This is a genomic window from Kosakonia sp. BYX6 (assembly GCF_038449125.1).
In the GTDB taxonomy this organism is placed as follows: domain Bacteria; phylum Pseudomonadota; class Gammaproteobacteria; order Enterobacterales; family Enterobacteriaceae; genus Kosakonia; species Kosakonia calanthes.
Genome location: NZ_CP151800.1, coordinates 683427 through 700671 on the forward strand (window position 1 = coordinate 683427; position 17245 = coordinate 700671).

Consider the following 17245-nt stretch of genomic DNA (forward strand, 5'->3'; position numbering starts at 1 on the left):
GCCAGGGACTTAAGCAAGCCTTTAGGGTGAGGGGCTTGACACTTATGTCAGCAAGATAATCAAACCCATGGAGAATATATGTTTTTACATGACGTAAAAATTGGCACGAAACTATTTCTGGCATTCGGCTTCTTTATTGCGTTGATGGTAGTGAGTTCCTGTTTATCACTGCTTAGCCTGAATCGTGCAAATAATGGCATGCAAGATATCGTTCATAACGCTTATCCCACTACGGTTAAAGCCAATCAGCTTATCGATAATTTCCAGACCTTTGTCAGCACCCAGCAACTGATGCTGCTCGATAACGAAGGCAGATGGTCCGCGGAGTCGCAGAAGCAACTTTCAGAAATCAGCGCACAGATTAGCGCTCTGCTTGAAGATCTCTCGAAAAACCTGCACGACGAACCGTCGCAGAAAATCCTCGGCGACATCCGCGCGGTTCGGCAGCAGTACCTTGATTCCCGTTTCCGCATCCTTGAAGCCGTGAAAAACAACGATCGTGGCGCGGCGATTCAGGAAATGATGACCAACACGGTCAATATCCAGAATGCTTACAAACAGAAAGTGCTGGCGCTGATTGCCATTCAGGACGGGCAAATGCGCGCGGCGGGCGAGCAGGTGCAGACTGATTTTGGCGCTAACCGCCTGTTGTTAATTGTGCTGGCGTTTCTCAGCATCGGCCTCGGTAGCCTGATTGGCTGGTACATCGTGCGCATGATCACCCGCCCGCTGAGCGAAGCGGTGGAATTTGCCAAAGCCATTGCTGATGGCGATTTGACCCGCACCATCGATTCCCGTCACCGTGATGAAACCGGCGTGCTGCTGCGTGCTTTGATGGAGATGAAAAACCGCCTGGTGGAGATTGTTCATCAGGTACAGAACGGTTCGGAGAGCATTTCCAGCGCGGCGGCGCAAATTGTTGCCGGTAACCAGGATTTGGCGGCGCGAACCGAAGAGCAGGCCAGTTCGGTCGAGCAGACCGCGGCGTCGATGGAGCAGATTACCGCGACGGTCAAAAACACCGCGGAAAACACCTCCGAAGCGACGAACCTTTCTGCGGGAACGGCGACGGTGGTGAAAAACAACGGCGAGATGATGAAGCAGGTGACGGAGAAGATGCGCGTCATTAACGACACTTCCAACCGCATGTCCGACATTATCAACCTGATTGATTCCATCGCTTTCCAGACCAATATTCTGGCGCTGAACGCGGCGGTAGAAGCGGCGCGCGCCGGCGAACATGGCCGTGGCTTTGCGGTCGTCGCGGGGGAAGTGCGTCAACTGGCGCAGAAAAGTGCCTCGTCAGCGAACGATATTCGCCACCTGATTGAAAGCTCGACCAGCCAGACCCGCGAAGGCATGGCGCTGGTGGAAAAAGCCAGCGGTCTGATTAACGGCATGGTGAACAACGTCGAAGAGATGGATGTGATCCTGCGCGAGATTGGCCAGGCGAGCCGCGAGCAGACGGACGGCATTACGCAAATCAACAGCGCCATTGGCCTGATTGATTCGACCACGCAACAAAACTCCAGCCTGGTGGAGGAGTCCGTTGCGGCGGCAGCGGCGTTAAACGAACAGGCGCTGCACTTGCGCGAGCTGGTCAAAGTGTTCCGCTTGCGTGAAGCGCCGATGACCGCTTAATCCAGTTGTGAAATATCCAGCGCCGCGCGGTCGATAATGCCGATTATCTGTTTCAGTTGCGCGGCGCTGATCTCCTCCTGATTAACCCGTAAATCCAGCACCGCTTTGAAGTTCTCCAGCGCCCGTTTCATTTGTGGGTTCTTGCGCAACTGATACCCGACATTACGCGCTTTCACACGCGCCTGAATTTGCGCCAACTGCTGTTCGTTCTCTTCCAGCCACTGTTCGCCTTGCGCGGTTATCGCAATCATCCTGCGGCCATTTTCCTCATCGCTAATCGCAATAAGTTGCTGATCGCGCAGCAGATCGAGCGTTGGATAAATGACGCCAGGACTGGGTGTGTAGTTGCCCTGAGTCAGGGTTTCGATGGCTTTGATAATTTCGTAGCCGTGGCTGGCGTTATTGCGTAGCAGTTGCAGGATCACCAGACGCAGCTCGCCGTGCCCGAAAAAGCGCTGGCGTCGACCGCCGCCGTGGTGATGTTCGCGGTCGTGGCTATCGTGTGGCTGACGCATAATATTCTCCGGCTTAAATTTGATATATCTAATTTATATCTAAATCATGCTTATCGACAACTCAAAACTCGAATATGTATTTAATTTATTGATAAATATGTTTTTTGTTATATGGCTTAACAAGCTGTGCGCTTAACCGTGGCTATATCGTAAAAAGATCTTGCCTTCTTCATAAACAACAACCATTATCATTTGCACAACATTTAGATATATCGTATTCACTTTCACGAAGGCCGATTATGACCCCCCAATCTCAACGTTATCCTCAGCGCGTTCGTAATGAACTGCGCTTTCGCGAGCTAACTGTTTTGCGCGTAGAACGCGCGGGCAGCGGCTTCCAGCGTATTGTGCTCGGCGGCGAGCAGCTTGACGGCTTTACCTCGCGCGGGTTCGACGATCACAGCAAAGTTTTTTTCCCGGCGCCGGGCACGCATTTTGTGCCGCCCGTGGTCACGGATGAAGGCATCAACTGGGGCGACGGGCCGCGCCCGGCTTCCCGCGACTATACGCCGCTGTACGATGCCAGCCGCCATGAACTGGTGCTGGATTTCTACATTCACGACGGCGGTGTGGCGAGCAACTGGGCGGTCAACGCGCAGGCGGGCGATACACTGACGATTGGCGGGCCGCGCGGTTCGCTGGTGGTGCCAGAAGACTACGCCTGGCAGCTTTATGTCTGTGACGAGTCCGGGATGCCGGCGCTGCGTCGTCGCCTGGAAGGTTTAAGCCAACTGGCTGTGCGACCGAAAGTCACAGCGGTAGTGACCGTTGCGGATGCGGCGTATCAGGATTATTTCGCCCATTTAAGCGGGTTTGATATTCAGTGGGTTGTCGGGCATAACCCGCAGGCGGTGGCCGACAAACTGGCAACACTGGCTGTGCCGGATGAGGACTATTTTATCTGGCTGACCGGGGAAGGCGAGGGGGTGAAATCGCTGATGAAGCGTTTTGAAGCTGATGGCATCGACCCACAATTGGTGCGTGCGCAGGCGTACTGGCATAACAAATAAAACGCAGGCCCGGTGCGATCACCGGGCCTGTTTCGTTCAGGCAACTTCGTCGTATTCGGCTTCGCTGACCTGCTGTTCAAGCGTCTGGCGAATCTCTGCCAGCGCTTTCTCCTGCTGGCGGAAGTAGGTTTCCCGATCGCCGAGCGTAGAGACCAGCTGCCAGGACTCCTCTTTTTCAAGCGTCGCCAGCTCTTCAATCAGGCTGGCGATATGCTGCTTCACTTCAAGGATGCGCTGGCGCAGGCGCTGCAAATCGTTCAAACGATCGCTTGCCATCAACGGTTCCAGCCCTTTTTGTAAGCGAGTCAGAATCGAGCGAATTGCGCTGAGATCGCCGCGTTGGCGCGCCTGATTAAGCTGCACCATCATGCCGTGGGCGTCATTTTTCAAATCATTATCCACCAAGTCTGGGTGGCAGAGTTTGCTGGCCTGGCGCCACAATCGTTTGAGCTCATGACGCTCGTCTTCCGTCATTTTCTGCTCGAAGCTGAAGCGTTTTTCCGCATCGTGCTGCTGCTCTTGATAACTTTCATACTCATGACGCGCTTCGTCACGCGCCTGGCGTGCCGGTTCGTCTTCGCGCGTCAGACCGCGCTCCAGTTCCTGCGCTTCGGCGAGCAGGGAGGCAATCAAATCGCTTTGCTGTTGCAGATGTTTGCGCGCTTCCGCCGCCTGCATGGAGTGAGGCGGCATGCTTTGCCAGCGCTGCGTTAATGTCACCAGCACCTCTACCGCCTGCGAGAGGTATTTCTGGCAACGCAGATAATCGGCTTCGCGACGGCGGGCTTCTGCTTCCTGGCGGCGAACGGCGGCTTCGGCGAGGGTTTTACGCAAACGCAGGATTTGCGACATCAGCGGCCCGAGGCGGTTTAAATAGAGATCGTTAAATTCATCCAGCAACTGGATGCGCGCGTTGCGCTTGTCGATCAAATCCCGCATTTGCTCTTCCAGCGCTTTCAGTTCCAGCTTGCTGGCGGCAACCTGCGGATCCTGCCAGCTCACTATTGAGCGCTGATTTTGCAGCCAGGCGGTGATGGCGCGTATCGCATCGCTGTAGTTTTTCTCTTCAAGCGCGTGAACGATAAACGCTAACTCCGGGTCCGTGACTTCATTTTTAAGCGACGGAAGTTGGCTGAGGATGATGCTGTCATCCTCCAGTTCAATGGCGTATTTGATGATTTCAAGCCGTTTTATAGGTTTGTTCATGGCGTTTCGTCAAAGCGCTTAATGAGTCTGTTAAGGGGAGTAATTATTCATCAAATTTGGACCATGATTGCGAAACTCGCAACAGTCCGGCCTCATCTTACATGGGACATATTTCAATGCGTTAGTGTTTCTATGAAAATTGCGCTTATGGCGGCGCAATTCGGTGAAATGCCTGCATAATTGCGCGCTAAGAGGGGGCTAAGTATCAGTAAAGGGCCGCCTGCCATGCAGACGACCCGGCCTGCTAAACCAGGCCTGTTGTGTAGTAAACGCCGATAATGAAGAACGCACCGAGGACTTTAAACAGCGTGATACCGAGAATCGGTTTATACGCCTGGCGGTGAGTAAGCCCGGTGACGGCGAGCAGCGTAATGATCGCGCCATTGTGCGGCAAGGTATCCATCCCGCCCGCGGCCATTGACGCGACGCGGTGCATCACTTCCAGCGGGATCCCCGCCGCCTGTGCCGACTCGATAAAGCGATCGGCCATCGCGGCCAGCGCAATGCTCATCCCTCCCGACGAAGACCCGGTGATCCCGGAAAGAATATTGATCGTAATCGCCTGATTAAGCATCGGGTTTGGGATCACTTTCAGCGCGTCTGCCACTTGCACAAACCCCGGCAACGCGGCGATAACACCGCCAAAACCATATTCTGATGCGGTGTTCAGCGAGGCGAGCATCGCGCCGCCAACCGCCACTTTACTGCCGTCCGCCAGCTTGCCTTTCAGGTTACGCCAGGCAAACAGAAAGATCGTGACGATGCCGCACAGTAGCGCTGCCATGACTGCCCAGATGGCGACCATCTTTTGCACGTCGCTCTCCAGCGGCGCTTTCAACCCTGGCAGGTCAATCATAAAGTTCCCGCCGTAGGCTTGCGGGATAAACCAGGTGAAGAGCAGGTTGGCGACGCCGACGACAATCAGCGGCAGCAAAGCAATAAACGGATGCGGTAAATTCAAATCTTCTGGTGTTTCCGGTTCATTCACCAGATTAGTGCCGTAACCTTCGCCGTTACGCTGTGCCCGGCGGCGCAACACTTCAAGATAGAGCCAGCCGCCAATCCCCACAAACGCCGAACCGAGAATGCCCAGCCACGGCGCAGCCCAGGAGGTTGTGCCGTAAAACGTCGTTGGGATGATGTTCTGTATTTGTGGCGAACCTGGCAGCGCATCCATCGTAAATGTGAAAGCCCCGAGCGCGATGGTCGCGGGCATCAGCCGTTTTGGGATCTGGCTTTGACGAAACATCTCCGCCGCAAAGGGGTAAACGGCAAACACCACCACAAACAGCGAAACACCGCCGAAAGTCAGCAAGGCACAAACCAGAATAATCACCGGCATCGCTTTGTTATGGCCCATCAACCGGGTGACGGCACTGACAATCGAACGGGAGAAACCGGCAAATTCGATAAGTTTGCCAAACACCGCCCCGAGCAAAAATACCGGGAAATAGAGCTTCACAAATCCAACCAGCTTATCCATGAAGATATCGCTGAAGACGGGCGCGACTGCGGCGGGCTGCGTTAACAGCACCGCACCGAGCGCGACCAGCGGGGCAAAGAGAATCACGCTGTAGCCGCGATAGGCGGCTAACATCAGCAATCCCAACGCCAGTAAGGCAATCAAAACATCCATAGGGTTATCCATCAGCATGGCTGCCACTTTTCTCCTTGTTATAGGGCAGCCGATGTTATTCAGGGTTGCTTATCCTGCCCCCCGCAGCAATTCGTGGTGATTACTCAGGAATCCCCGCGTACGGCACATCTTTATGGCCGTAGCGGCGCACGCGGATGTTGGCCTGCTCCCCGTGTCCGGCGAAACCTTCCAGCGCGCACAGGCGAGAGCAGTATTCGCCAACCTGCGCGGAAGCGCTGTCGGTGAGGACTTTTTGGTAAGTACAGGTTTTGATGAACTTGCCGACCCACAGGCCGCCGGTGTAACGCGCCGCTTTGCGCGTTGGCAGGGTGTGGTTGGTGCCGATAACTTTGTCGCCGTAGGCCACATTGGTTCGCGGTCCGAGGAACAGCGCGCCGAAGTTCTGCATATTGGCGAGGAACCAGTCGGGATCGTCGGTCATCACCTGAACATGTTCGAAGGCCAGATCATTGGCGATATCCAGCAATTCCTGTTTATCTTGCGCGACGATTACTTCACCGAATTTTGCCCATGACTGGCGGGCGATTTCGGCGGTGGGCAGCACGTCCAGCAAACGATCGATTTCCGCCAGCGTTTCTCGCGCCAGCGATTCAGACGTGGTCAACAAAATCGCCGGGGAATCTGGGCCATGCTCCGCCTGGCCCAGCAGATCGGTGGCGCAGATTTCACCGTCCACGCTTTCATCGGCGATAACCAGCGTTTCAGTTGGGCCTGCGAATAGATCGATACCGACGCGGCCAAACAGTTGGCGCTTGGCTTCAGCAACAAAGGCATTTCCCGGCCCGACCAGCATGTCGACCGGCGCGATGCTTTCTGTTCCGACCGCCATCGCCGCAACAGCCTGGATGCCGCCCAGACAGTAAATTTCATCCGCGCCAGCCATATGCTGTGCCACCACAATCGCGGGCGCCGGTTTGCCATTAAACGGCGGTGCGCAGGTCACAATACGCGGCACACCCGCCACTTTCGCGGTGATAATCGACATATGCGCCGAGGCTAAGAGCGGGTATTTGCCGCCAGGAACGTAGCAACCCGCCGCGCTCACCGGAATGTGTTTATGACCGAGGATCACGCCCGGCAGGGTTTCCACCTCGATATTTTTCATGCTGTCGCGCTGATGTTGGGCAAAATTACGTACTTGTTCCTGCGCGAAGCGGATATCGGCAATATCACGCTCTGATAGCAGGGCATAGCAGTCATCGATCTCCTGCGGCGAGAGGCGAAAATCCTCTCTGTCGAGCTTGTCGAACTTCATCGACAATTCGCGAACGGCTGCATCACCACGTTCTTCGATATCCGCCAGGATTTTTTCAACTGTTTCACGAACGGAGCGATCGTGCGTTTTCACCGCTTCAGATTCCGCACCGCGCTTAAGCCAGATAGCCATAATTCGCCTCACTATTATGTTAATGAAATGATAATGCATTCGAATTCACTCGTATCCTGGCGTGAATGAAATGTTATGGAAAGTAGTAATGCATTCGAATGCAAAGCAGATCGCAAAATGAGTGACACCCGAGGATATTCCCGCATAATGACGAGGCATTCGTTAGGGGGAGACAAAGGAATGGCGGGTTCACACAAACGTGCGGTCACAAGTTACGACGTCGCGAAAGCGGCGGGCGTCTCGCAATCTGCGGTTTCCAGGGCTTTTACCGAAGGCGCAAAAATATCGCCAACCACCAAAGAGAAAGTGCGTAAAGTGGCTGCAGAACTGGGCTATCGCCCCAGTTTTATTGCCCAATCGCTGATTACCCGGCGCTCCACGCTGATTGGCATTGTGGTGCCGGGGCTGGTGAACCCTTTTTATGCCGCGATCCTTGATGAGCTTTCCCACAAGCTCAACGTGATGGGGTATCGCGTCTTGCTGTTTTCGATGTATCGCGACGACGACACCACGCCGATCATGGAAGAGATCCTGCGCCATCGCGTTGAAGCGTTGGTGCTGGTTTCCAGCAGCCTCTCCTCGCATTTTGCGCAGGAGTGCCAACAGATGGATTTGCCCGTTTTGTTGCTCAACCGCAAAGTCGACAGCCAGTCTGTTTCCAGTGTCACCAGCGATAACCTGGGTGGCGGGGCCGCCATCGCCGATTTCCTGCTGGATATTGGTCACCAGCAACTGGCGTTTATCGCTGGCCGGGATACTTCATCCACCAGTTTTGACCGTGAAATGGGTTTTCGACAGCGGCTGGAAGAACGCGGTGCGAGGCCGCCGCTGCGTGATAGCGGAATGTGGTCGATAGAAGAGGCAATGAATGCCACCCGGCGGCTGATGGCGCTCCCAACCCCGCCAGATGCGCTATTTTGTGCCAATGACATGATGGCTATCGCCGCACTCAACGTGGCGGTGGGCGAAATGGGGATGCAGGCAGGGCGCGATATTTCCGTGGTCGGCTTCGATGACATTGCAATGTCCAACTGGCCGCTTATTAATCTCACTACCTGGGTTCAGCCGTTAGCGGCGATGGTTGAATCCGCCATCGCCGTGTTGAAAACGCAACTGGAGAACCCGCAAGCGGCACCTGTGCAGCATGTGCTGAAAGGGGAATTGGTGGTTAGGGGAAGTACCAGGCCGCAGCGCTGTTGAAAAGTCTGGAAAGAAAAGAAAGGCGCTTAAAGCGCCTGATCTTTTGGGCGGATGCAAGGGACGATTTGATTCATGTAAATCGAGTTCGGGGGAACATCTTTAATCACTAATGAGTGCGCGCCAATTGTCACGTTATTGCCAACGGTGATTTTTCCGCCCAGTACTGATGAGTTACAACCAATATTCACATCATCACCGATAATGATTTGCGCATCTTCCGGCTTAGACCGCAAGCCTATCGTAACGCCTTGTTTAATATGAAGTCTCTCGCCGATTTTACAGTAACCAGTAATGATGATTCCGGACATATGAGCCAGGTCTAACCCCGCGCCAATCTGTACCGTGAGAGGGATTTCAATATCATAAAGTCGATGCAATTTGGCTTCGATACGGCGCGCAATGCGGCGTTTCATTCCTCCTTGTGCATAAAGGTAACAGGCTACTCGCCACCAAAACATAAAGTATTTGCGGCGATGCCTTCTGGTACGAGTAATGGCTTTGCGCCATGAAAATTCGTGATCGCGTCCAATCACTTCTACGCGAATGCATTCTTTTAAAAATTCAATATTCATTTGACCAGAGAAATAGTTTTTATAGATAAGCGATGGCAAGTATACCGGGTAAAAGATGGGCTTCAATCCCGAAATTAATGCTTAAAAAAATATATAACTTATTGTTTTTTATTTGTTATTTTTAATTTTGTTTTCTGGTCTTTTCTGTTAACTCAAATTATCAGTCGGAAACTCCATGGAAATAAAAATAGATTCCTTTTACGGTGGGATTGGACAGTGGCATCGGAACTCTTTGCCGCCATTTTAGCGACAGTATTTAAAAAGAAACAAAAAAGCCACTTCGCATGAAGTGGCTTAATTATATGATTTTAAAGCTGGAATCTGGTGGCCCCTGTTGGGTTTGAACCAACGACCAAGCGATTATGAGTTCCTACCGGAACAACCGAAAATCAATAAGTTGCGTTATTTATCATGGACATAGATTGCCATCGTTTGCCAATGATAACCCATTTTTAGCCACTTCCACCGCCACTTTATCGCCACTATCCAAAACTTTCGAACGCCATCTCACTTAACCAGTTGTTCAATAGTGAGTGAACACGGCAAAGCTTACCCCCTGAGGAATTGACACATTAGGAACTGATGCTGAATTCAAAATGCCCCATCCCCCAAAACCTGAGCTAGGCCATCGACAATTTCTAATGGTGCTCATAGAGTTGCCTGCACATATAGACTTCAGTGAACCATCTTGTACGCTGAATCCATCTAAGTTTTTGTCTATAAACATGCCCTTAACAATTTCAATTTTTTTATCAGATAGATTTAAATCTAAGATAACTTCTCCGAGGGCTGCTCTAATTTTGATATTTTCACCTTCGTATACATAATCCCAAGCTGCTGTTGATACGACTAACTCACCTTTTTTCACTGATAGAAGAATATTACCCTTTTCATCAGTAACGTCTATAGAAATGGTAAATTGGCCTTCATCACTATGGATTAACAAAAAACTCTTTCCATTTACCCAAACGGTATTGTGATCACTTTTCCCATCAGTATGCCAGCCTGTAATAACGTTGCTACCTAATTGGGTAATAAGTTCTCTCGATGGTTCGACCTTATAAACAGACGTGGATGCTCTTGAATTATTGAATGGATTAACTTTGGCTTCGCGAATACGCTCTTTTGATAGTTTTTTTGTTGTTTTTGCTGCATGGTGATTTGGACACAATAAAACAAGATTGCCTTCGTTATGTTCTTGTACATCTGCATATTCTTCAATGTGATCGTATTGAAAAAACGGCATTCCGCAAATAGCACAGCCAAAGCCGCATTGTTGTCTGACTTTTCTTTTAATGGGTTCTGGTATTGGGGGCCTGTTTTCTGACATTACCATCTCCTTAGAACTTTCAGTTAGTTTTTATTTCAACTGGATACTGCTAATGGATTAAGCTTAACTGCGTCTTCAAGATGATCCGGTGAAAAATGAGCATAACGCATCGTCATCTTGATGTCTGTATGCCCAAGCACACGCTGCAAAATTAAAATATTTCCACCATTCATCATAAAGTGACTGGCGAAGGTATGGCGCAAAACGTGGGTAAGTTGCCCTGCCGGTAATTCGATACCTGTTCTTTCCAGCGCTGATCGGAACGCGCCATAGCAATCACTGAATAACCGTCCTTTTCTATCATCAGGCAGGGCGTCATAAAGCTCTTTGCTTATGGGAACGGTGCGGTTTTTTCTGCCTTTAGTGTTGGTGTAGGTGATTTTGTATTTCGCGAGCTGGCTTTTTTTCAGGCTCTCAGCCTCAGACCATCGAGCGCCAGTGGCGAGACAGATTTTTACCACGGTTTCTAAGTCAGGGTGGTCATGTCGTTTGCACTCAGCGACCAATAGTGCAATCTGGTCTTGAGTTAGCCAGGCCATTTCCATTTCTTCCGTGCGGAAAGGACGCATATTTTTCAGCGGATTTTCGCCCTTCCATTCTCCAAGACGATTTAATTCATTGAACACCGCCCGGAAGTAGGCCAGTTCTAGATTAAGCGTTCGGGGTGATACCTCTTTTACCCTATTTGATCTGGCATAATCGCCTTTCAATCTTCTCTCTCTATATCGGGAAAATATTTGCGCATCGAAATCTCGTGCAAGTGGTTCGCCCATACACTCAAAAGCATGGTGCATCGCGAGCTGACGTTTGAGGCCATCTTTCAGCGTAATACCATGGGCGCTATACCATGCGTCAACTAACTCTTTTAACGTGCGCCTGTCTTCTTTTTCTTCCTGCCACGGAGTTTGTACGGTGTATTGTTCAAAGGCCAGCGCCTCGCCTTTGGTGGCGAATTTCTTTCTGATGCGTTTGCCTTTTGCCCCGTTCGGGTAGAGCTCACATATCCAGCCGCCAGCGGGGTTTTTACGGACAGTCATCAATTAACCTCGCTGTACACACCCACTACACGACCAATTGTTCTGATCTCATCAATTCCACACTCAAACGGTACTTTACCTCCAGCAACATGCAATCTTTTCCCGGGAAGAACCGTAAGTTCACGGAGGCTGATTGCACCCTCAACATCAACAATCCAGAGACCGTCAGCTAAAGGCGCATCTTTCTCAGTGATGTAACTTTTGCTCTCGCTTCTAATGCAGATAGCACTTTTTAAAGGTTTTTCGAAAAGCTCAAGGTCGATATTCAAAACACCATTTTCAGTAAGGCGACCCTCACTTAATGTGAATAATTGGAGTTCGTAAGATGATTTTGAGTGTTCTTCAGCTTTTTGTGATCCCTGCCCTGTCAGGATCCATTTAATGTTGGCGCCAGTTTCAAGAGCACAAAATGCAGCGAAATCGTAAGAGATATTACCGCGCGTATAGCGGTTTTGCAGCGTGCTAGCAGCGATATTGAAATGGTTTGCGAGCTGAATTTTCTGAGTGAACCCGTAGACCTGACAGATCCTATCTAAAACTTCCTCGTTTGAAATTTGGCTTTCAAAGTCCATAAATGGCATTCTCATATTGACCGATTCCATTATTGGAATTAGGATTCGGTTGTTGGTGGCAGTCGATGGCAAACGTCGGCAAAACTTTGGCAATCACTGTCTGAAATTTTCAAATAAGGAATCATGCAATATGGCTTCTGAAATCGCAATCATCAAAGTGCCTGCCCCTATTGTTACTCTGCAACAGTTTGCAGAGCTGGAAGGGATATCTGAGCGTACCGCTTACCGTTGGACGACCGGCGACAACCCATGTGTACCTATTGAGCCACGCTCTATCCGCAAAGGCTGTAAGAAAGCAAGTGGCCCGATTCGTATCTACTATGCCCGCTGGAAAGAAGATCAATTACGCAAGGCGTTGGGTCATTCTCGCTTTCAACTCGTATTTGGGGCGTGATTCACTTTAAGTGAATTCTAAGGATGCGACATGTTTGATTTTCAGGTTTCCAAACATCCCCATTTTGACGAAGCGTGTAAGGCATTTGCTCAGCGCCACAATATGGCGAAGCTAGCCGAACGCGCAGGTATGAATGTTCAGACACTGCGTAACAAGCTCAACCCGGAACAACCGCACCAGTTAACACCAGCCGAAATCTGGTTACTGACTGACCTGACTGAGGATTCAACCCTCGTTGATGGTTTTCTGGCGCAAATCCATTGTTTGCCCTGTGTGCCGGTTAACGAGCTGGCTAAGGATAAATTGCAGACATATGTCATGCGCGCGATGAATGAGCTAGGCACGCTGGCGGGTGGCGCGGCATCGACAGAACGTCTTACCCAGGCACTTAAGCACAACATGATTGAAAGCGTGAATTCTGGTATTCGCTTGCTTTCTTTGACCGCCCTGGCATTACAGGCGCGCCTCCAGGCTAACCCGGCAATGGCGAGTGCTATTGATACCGTGAGCGGTCTCGGCGCATCGTTCGGGCTAATGTGAGGTGATGATGAACAATGAACCATCGTTCGCGTCCCTGCTGGTTAAGCAAAGCCCGTCCATGCATTACGGTCACGGCTGGATAGCAGGAACCAATGGTAAGCGCTGGCATCCCTCGCATAACCAGTCAGAGCTGTTAAGTGATTTACAGACGAAGCGTAAACCTAAGACGGTTGAGCGTTTGCTGAAAATATTGCAGGGGTCAATATGAACGGAATGAATATCACCGCTCAGAATATTCCAGCGGCAAAGTTATTTAACAATTCTGATTGCCTTGCGGAACAACCGGAAACCATGTCCGGGGAAGAGTGTTTCGCCCGCTTTCATCAGAAATTAAAAATGACTGAAAATCGAGCGCTGCGTAATTTCAACAAGCTTGATGACAATTTTAAGTTTGTCGTGATGACGCTGGCTAACCGCACCAGCCCCGGCTCATTCCGTAGTGATGAAGTCGGTCAGCCTTTTGAATCTTTCGACGTGAATCGCCGGAAAATGATTATTCAGGCAATGAATGAAATTACTCGCTGGGGGAGTATTTTGCCCCGTCGATTTTCTGTTCATGAATGCATCTTAGCTAAATAAACAAACCCGCAATTAATGGCGTAAACCCGCCGGGCATTTCTTTGCCCGAAATCTGGAGAAAGAGTGATGCAACAGGAATTACCAAAGATGTTTATCGCTGACAAAGACCCGCTGTTTTTGATGCTCGATAAGGCAAAGCGAGAAGAACGCTGCGCCCGTGCCGCTGCTGTTTCATCGCGTCTTGAGGCTCTGGCCGTCTATATCACCCAGGAAGGCATGAACGGCAAAGAAGCCGCTGAATTGCTGCGCCGCGAGGCGACCCGTTTTGAGAACGAATCTCAGGAGCTGCACTGATGGCCGACGCAATGGATCTCATCCAACAACGTGAGCAGGAAGAACGCGAGCGCCATATCAACAATGCGCGCAGCCGTATAAGCGCGCCATCGCGTTTTACCTGTGAGGAGTGCGACGCATCTATCCCGGAAGCCCGCCGCATGGCAATTCACGGCGTGGCGCTTTGCGTCACCTGCCAACAAATCAGCGAGTTGAAGTCGAAACATTACAGGGGCGTTTGAGTGGCGATCTCGTATGCTTACCCGTGGAATGCTCCCCGGTCAGCAATAGCCAGCCCCTATCTTACTTATGCCGAACAGCATCGTCGCGATCATATGATTGCGGCGTTGCTGCATGCGCGCAAAGCGTTATCTCTCCAGCCTGAATGTGTGCGTTATGATGTGATTCGTACCGCTGCAACGCTGGAGCAACATCACGACAGTCAGCGAGCCAATGCCTTTTTGATCAGCTTCTGCAAAAAGGCATTGCCGCGCCTTGAACTGGTCGCCAAAAAATACCAGTCCACCGGCATTAACAGTGATGTGTCTGCCGCAGTTTTTAATGGTCACTTCGATACTCGGATCATGCAATATCTGGCGTCACGCATGGTCAATATGGTCGCCAGATATAACCGGCTCCCGGATATGTCGCGTGCCGATATTGACCTGCTGGCTGCTGATATCGCTAACTTTATCCGCTCGGAGCTGGCGGATAATGATGATAACGAAGCTGGTGAGCTGAAAACGCTTTATCGCTGGTACATGCGCGCCGGTATGATTGCCATGCAGTTCAACGTGACGCCGCCACACTGGGAGCGCGTGACAAATAAATATGTCGGTGAGGACGAAATCGCCCCGGCTGTTATGCGCATGTTTAATGAGACGTGGTGGCGTGGCCGGTTGCGGCGGGTTGCTTCTGCATGGCGCGAACATCTACAAATTGCGGTCGGCAACGTCAGCAAGAAAAAACACGTCTACGCCAGCAAGAATTGCGTAACCGACTGGCGCGAGCAGAAGCGCCGCACACGCGAATTTCTTAAGGGACTGGAGCTGGAAGACGACGACGGCAACCGATTCAGCCTGATTGAAAAATATGACGGCTCGGTCGCTAACCCGGCGATTCGTCGCTGTGAGCTGATGACCAGAATCCGCGGATTCGAAAATATCTGTAATGAGCTCGGTTACGTTGGTGAGTTCTACACGCTGACAGCGCCGTCGAAATATCACGCCACCACTAAAGCGGGCTACCGTAACCATAAATGGAACGGGGCGAGCCCGTCCGATACGCAGAATTATTTAACCTCACTCTGGGCGCGCATCCGCGCCAAACTTCACCGCGAAGAAATCCGCATATTTGGGATCCGCGTCGCCGAACCTCATCATGACGCAACCCCGCACTGGCATATGTTGATGTTTATGCTGCCGGAAGATGTCGAGCGCGTGCGCAAAGTTATCCGTGATTATGCGTGGCAGGAGGACGAAAGCGAGCTCAAAAGCGACAAGGCTCGAAAGGCGCGTTTCCATGCGGAGGCCATCGACCCGGATAAGGGAAGCGCAACGGGCTATGTCGCTAAATACATTTCAAAAAATATCGACGGTTACGCGCTCGATGATGAAACCGATGACGAAAGCGGCGAGTTGTTGAAAGAAACCGCTCCTGCCGTTTCAGCCTGGGCGGCTCGCTGGCACATCCGTCAGTTTCAGTTTATCGGCGGTGCGCCTGTGACTGTCTACAGGGAGCTGCGCAAAATGGCTGACCCAGAAACAGCCAGAGCGCTTAGTGTTGAATTCGCCGAAGTGCATGACGCGGCTCATTATGGGCGATGGGCTGACTATGTTAATGCTCAGGGTGGTCCTTTCGTGCGCCGGGACGATTTACAGGTGCGTACCCTTTATGAGCCGCGTACCGAGCTTAACCAGTATGGTGAGGAGACGGTCTGCATTAAGGGCGTGTACGACGCCACTGTCGGCGCAGATTCCCCAATTTTAACCCGTCTCACACAATGGAAGATTGTGCCGAAGCGTGCCGTTGATTTGGCCGTTGACGTTAAGGGCGCTTCTGCGCCCTCTCGGAGTTCTGTCAATAACTGTACGGGAAGCGAAAGTGATCCGCCGATGCTGGATTTATCTAAACCCCTGAGTCGCTATGAGCGACGGCAGTTAACTAACCGGTTAAGGGATAAAAAGCCGGTTGCCCGGCGTAAATTTATCCACGGAACGGCAGAGCAGGACGAAGCTATAGCCCGAACGATTGATGAGATCCAGTTATCGACCGGCATAACCTTAAGTCGCGGCGAAGCGCTGCATTTGATGGCGGGCGGTAAGAGTTTTATCGGTGGTAAATGGTGCACGGGGTCGGCGTCAGGGGAGATATTTCCAGCATCACCTTCACGTCAGGTCAGACGTAGGGAAATTCTTAAGCGCGTTGCGGACTTAGCTGAAATGGCTATGCATAGATGATCGTTAATTCATATTTATATCATGCACATACCATAATTAGTGGAGCGCTTTTTTTACTTCCCATTTCGCAATATTACATGTTACTGTATGTTTATACAGTATCTCGTCTGGGGAGGTCTTGTGGATAACGAGTTGAAGGAAGTGGTCATGCTGGAGCGGGTCGAATTGATTGCGCGTTTGACCACCGAAGGAATTTGTCGTGAAAGGGATCGCGAAATAGCTTTGGATTTGATTGCTGAATTGGCAAAAGGTAGTTCAATGAAAAATAATGAGTTTTCTGTCTCGTTTTCGGCGGTTCCATTGGAAAAACAATGAATAAAAACTGATTGCATATGAGCTCAATTATTGTGCTCAGTTTGGGTTTTAGTTAGCGGGAACGCCGCAATTCGATAATTGCTTATCGTGTTGCGGGGTTGGGCAACGAGTAAGGCGAGGCGGCAGGGTTTTGGATGGGTGTTAAAGACAGTAATTACCAGGTTGTTTATCGCGGGCAGGTATTACCGCGATTTATCAATGGTGGCTGGGTGTTCTTCCAGCGACTCAAAGAATATGGCGGCGGCTACTGGCTCGGGCAGACCTATCAGGATGCATTTATCTTCGGCATTGAGCGCCCTGTGTCGCTGAATGAAGGAATGGCTTTTTTAGTAGTTAAAAAGGCTGCTGAGGTCAGGTATTTGGAATCTTTAACGGCTGAGGACGATCCCAACTTATCGTTGTTTTAATGCCTCTAAAAAAATAACCAGACGATAGCCCTTTTACAGGGCTATCAGTACCAGCGATTATATTTAATGTAAAAATAGGAAACGATAATGAACCATAAAAAAGTAAGTCTCCCTGAATAGTCGGGGATGAATCGAATAAACAAAAAAGCCC

General features: G+C 51.0%; 19 protein-coding genes, 1 tRNA gene and 1 pseudogene. 12 read left to right on the plus strand and 9 right to left on the minus strand.

What is annotated here, in order from left to right; all coding sequences use genetic code 11:
• The first annotated feature begins 78 nt into the window (after positions 1 to 78).
• Entirely contained in the window at positions 79 to 1641 is a 1563-nt protein-coding gene (locus AAEY27_RS03140; RefSeq protein ID WP_342323469.1) for a methyl-accepting chemotaxis protein, read from the plus strand.
• Here the strand turns inward: AAEY27_RS03140 and AAEY27_RS03145 are convergent.
• Positions 1638 to 2156, minus strand: coding sequence for a PadR family transcriptional regulator (locus AAEY27_RS03145; RefSeq protein ID WP_342323470.1), 519 nt, complete (start codon positions 2154 to 2156; stop codon positions 1638 to 1640). The genes AAEY27_RS03140 and AAEY27_RS03145 overlap by 4 nt on opposite strands.
• A gap of 239 nt (positions 2157 to 2395) precedes the next feature.
• Here AAEY27_RS03145 and AAEY27_RS03150 point away from each other — a divergent pair, with 239 nt between their 5' ends.
• Positions 2396 to 3166 carry a siderophore-interacting protein gene (locus AAEY27_RS03150; RefSeq protein WP_342323471.1) on the plus strand — a complete coding sequence of 257 codons (771 nt, stop codon included), beginning with the start codon at positions 2396 to 2398 and terminating at the stop codon, positions 3164 to 3166.
• A 36-nt stretch (positions 3167 to 3202) separates the two neighbouring features.
• On the opposite strand, the gene AAEY27_RS03155 is transcribed toward AAEY27_RS03150, so the two are convergent.
• From AAEY27_RS03155 to hisD, 3 genes and pseudogenes are all read right to left on the minus strand, one after another.
• Positions 3203 to 4372: a DNA repair protein gene (locus tag AAEY27_RS03155; protein ID WP_342323472.1), complete on the minus strand. Its 1170-nt coding sequence runs from the start codon at positions 4370 to 4372 to the stop codon at positions 3203 to 3205.
• A 1270-nt stretch (positions 4373 to 5642) separates the two neighbouring features.
• Positions 5643 to 6008: pseudogene (locus AAEY27_RS22385) on the minus strand (GntP family permease); the annotation flags it as partial.
• A 100-nt stretch (positions 6009 to 6108) separates the two neighbouring features.
• Positions 6109 to 7416, minus strand: coding sequence for a histidinol dehydrogenase (gene hisD / locus AAEY27_RS03165; RefSeq protein ID WP_342323473.1), 1308 nt, complete (start codon positions 7414 to 7416; stop codon positions 6109 to 6111).
• Between the two features lie 180 nt (positions 7417 to 7596).
• Here hisD and AAEY27_RS03170 point away from each other — a divergent pair, with 180 nt between their 5' ends.
• A complete protein-coding gene (locus AAEY27_RS03170) occupies positions 7597 to 8616 on the plus strand; it encodes a LacI family DNA-binding transcriptional regulator (protein WP_342323474.1) in 1020 nt (339 codons plus the stop codon).
• Between the two features lie 26 nt (positions 8617 to 8642).
• On the opposite strand, the gene AAEY27_RS03175 is transcribed toward AAEY27_RS03170, so the two are convergent.
• From AAEY27_RS03175 to AAEY27_RS03195, 5 genes are all read right to left on the minus strand, one after another.
• Positions 8643 to 9188, minus strand: a complete 546-nt coding sequence (locus tag AAEY27_RS03175; protein ID WP_342323475.1) for a serine acetyltransferase — start codon at positions 9186 to 9188, stop codon at positions 8643 to 8645.
• A 322-nt stretch (positions 9189 to 9510) separates the two neighbouring features.
• Positions 9511 to 9658: transfer RNA gene (locus AAEY27_RS03180), tRNA-OTHER, on the minus strand.
• A gap of 53 nt (positions 9659 to 9711) precedes the next feature.
• Positions 9712 to 10518 carry an HNH endonuclease signature motif containing protein gene (locus AAEY27_RS03185; RefSeq protein WP_342323476.1) on the minus strand — a complete coding sequence of 269 codons (807 nt, stop codon included), beginning with the start codon at positions 10516 to 10518 and terminating at the stop codon, positions 9712 to 9714.
• A gap of 35 nt (positions 10519 to 10553) precedes the next feature.
• Entirely contained in the window at positions 10554 to 11555 is a 1002-nt protein-coding gene (locus AAEY27_RS03190) for a phage integrase (RefSeq protein WP_342323477.1), read from the minus strand.
• Positions 11555 to 12142, minus strand: a complete 588-nt coding sequence (locus AAEY27_RS03195; protein ID WP_342323478.1) for a phage repressor protein CI — start codon at positions 12140 to 12142, stop codon at positions 11555 to 11557. The genes AAEY27_RS03190 and AAEY27_RS03195 overlap by 1 nt, the downstream gene beginning before the upstream one ends.
• Positions 12143 to 12257: 115 nt before the next feature.
• Between AAEY27_RS03195 and AAEY27_RS03200 the strand changes: the two genes are divergently transcribed.
• From AAEY27_RS03200 to AAEY27_RS03240, 9 genes are all read left to right on the plus strand, one after another.
• A complete protein-coding gene (locus tag AAEY27_RS03200; protein WP_342323479.1) occupies positions 12258 to 12521 on the plus strand; it encodes a hypothetical protein in 264 nt (87 codons plus the stop codon).
• Positions 12522 to 12551: 30 nt separating this feature from the next.
• Positions 12552 to 13061, plus strand: a complete 510-nt coding sequence (locus AAEY27_RS03205) for a phage regulatory CII family protein (protein WP_342323480.1) — start codon at positions 12552 to 12554, stop codon at positions 13059 to 13061.
• A gap of 4 nt (positions 13062 to 13065) precedes the next feature.
• The gene (locus tag AAEY27_RS03210) at positions 13066 to 13269 is read left to right on the plus strand and encodes a phage filamentation protein Fil family protein (protein WP_342323481.1); all 204 of its coding nucleotides are present in this window, start codon (positions 13066 to 13068) and stop codon (positions 13267 to 13269) included.
• Complete coding sequence (locus tag AAEY27_RS03215) at positions 13266 to 13640, plus strand: hypothetical protein (protein WP_342323482.1); 375 nt, start codon at positions 13266 to 13268, stop codon at positions 13638 to 13640. Before AAEY27_RS03210 ends, AAEY27_RS03215 begins: the two co-directional genes overlap by 4 nt.
• Before the next feature lie 87 nt (positions 13641 to 13727).
• On the plus strand, positions 13728 to 13934 hold the full coding sequence (locus tag AAEY27_RS03220) for a DUF2732 family protein (protein ID WP_425294668.1): 207 nt from the start codon (positions 13728 to 13730) through the stop codon (positions 13932 to 13934).
• Entirely contained in the window at positions 13934 to 14155 is a 222-nt protein-coding gene (locus AAEY27_RS03225) for a TraR/DksA family transcriptional regulator (protein WP_342323484.1), read from the plus strand. Before AAEY27_RS03220 ends, AAEY27_RS03225 begins: the two co-directional genes overlap by 1 nt.
• The gene (locus tag AAEY27_RS03230) at positions 14156 to 16372 is read left to right on the plus strand and encodes a replication endonuclease (RefSeq protein WP_342323485.1); all 2217 of its coding nucleotides are present in this window, start codon (positions 14156 to 14158) and stop codon (positions 16370 to 16372) included.
• Positions 16373 to 16492: 120 nt separating this feature from the next.
• Positions 16493 to 16687: a hypothetical protein gene (locus tag AAEY27_RS03235; protein ID WP_342323486.1), complete on the plus strand. Its 195-nt coding sequence runs from the start codon at positions 16493 to 16495 to the stop codon at positions 16685 to 16687.
• 134 nt (positions 16688 to 16821) lie between these two features.
• Positions 16822 to 17094 carry a hypothetical protein gene (locus AAEY27_RS03240; RefSeq protein WP_342323487.1) on the plus strand — a complete coding sequence of 91 codons (273 nt, stop codon included), beginning with the start codon at positions 16822 to 16824 and terminating at the stop codon, positions 17092 to 17094.
• The last annotated feature ends 151 nt before the right edge of the window (positions 17095 to 17245 follow it).

What these genes read in the sequence shown, in the direction of transcription:
- AAEY27_RS03175 (WP_342323475.1), bottom strand. Translation starts at nt 9,188, where the DNA reads ATGAATATTGAATTTTTAAAAGAATGCATTCGCGTAGAAGTGATTGGA.
- AAEY27_RS03190 (WP_342323477.1), bottom strand. Translation starts at nt 11,555, where the DNA reads ATGACTGTCCGTAAAAACCCCGCTGGCGGCTGGATATGTGAGCTCTAC.
- AAEY27_RS03205 (WP_342323480.1), top strand. Translation starts at nt 12,552, where the DNA reads ATGTTTGATTTTCAGGTTTCCAAACATCCCCATTTTGACGAAGCGTGT.
- hisD (WP_342323473.1), bottom strand. Translation starts at nt 7,416, where the DNA reads ATGGCTATCTGGCTTAAGCGCGGTGCGGAATCTGAAGCGGTGAAAACG.
- AAEY27_RS03225 (WP_342323484.1), top strand. Translation starts at nt 13,934, where the DNA reads ATGGCCGACGCAATGGATCTCATCCAACAACGTGAGCAGGAAGAACGC.
- AAEY27_RS03215 (WP_342323482.1), top strand. Translation starts at nt 13,266, where the DNA reads ATGAACGGAATGAATATCACCGCTCAGAATATTCCAGCGGCAAAGTTA.
- AAEY27_RS03195 (WP_342323478.1), bottom strand. Translation starts at nt 12,142, where the DNA reads ATGAGAATGCCATTTATGGACTTTGAAAGCCAAATTTCAAACGAGGAA.
- AAEY27_RS03240 (WP_342323487.1), top strand. Translation starts at nt 16,822, where the DNA reads ATGGGTGTTAAAGACAGTAATTACCAGGTTGTTTATCGCGGGCAGGTA.
- AAEY27_RS03150 (WP_342323471.1), top strand. Translation starts at nt 2,396, where the DNA reads ATGACCCCCCAATCTCAACGTTATCCTCAGCGCGTTCGTAATGAACTG.
- AAEY27_RS03185 (WP_342323476.1), bottom strand. Translation starts at nt 10,518, where the DNA reads ATGTCAGAAAACAGGCCCCCAATACCAGAACCCATTAAAAGAAAAGTC.
- AAEY27_RS03220 (WP_425294668.1), top strand. Translation starts at nt 13,728, where the DNA reads ATGTTTATCGCTGACAAAGACCCGCTGTTTTTGATGCTCGATAAGGCA.
- AAEY27_RS03145 (WP_342323470.1), bottom strand. Translation starts at nt 2,156, where the DNA reads ATGCGTCAGCCACACGATAGCCACGACCGCGAACATCACCACGGCGGC.
- AAEY27_RS03170 (WP_342323474.1), top strand. Translation starts at nt 7,597, where the DNA reads ATGGCGGGTTCACACAAACGTGCGGTCACAAGTTACGACGTCGCGAAA.
- AAEY27_RS03155 (WP_342323472.1), bottom strand. Translation starts at nt 4,372, where the DNA reads ATGAACAAACCTATAAAACGGCTTGAAATCATCAAATACGCCATTGAA.
- AAEY27_RS03200 (WP_342323479.1), top strand. Translation starts at nt 12,258, where the DNA reads ATGGCTTCTGAAATCGCAATCATCAAAGTGCCTGCCCCTATTGTTACT.
- AAEY27_RS03210 (WP_342323481.1), top strand. Translation starts at nt 13,066, where the DNA reads ATGATGAACAATGAACCATCGTTCGCGTCCCTGCTGGTTAAGCAAAGC.
- AAEY27_RS03140 (WP_342323469.1), top strand. Translation starts at nt 79, where the DNA reads ATGTTTTTACATGACGTAAAAATTGGCACGAAACTATTTCTGGCATTC.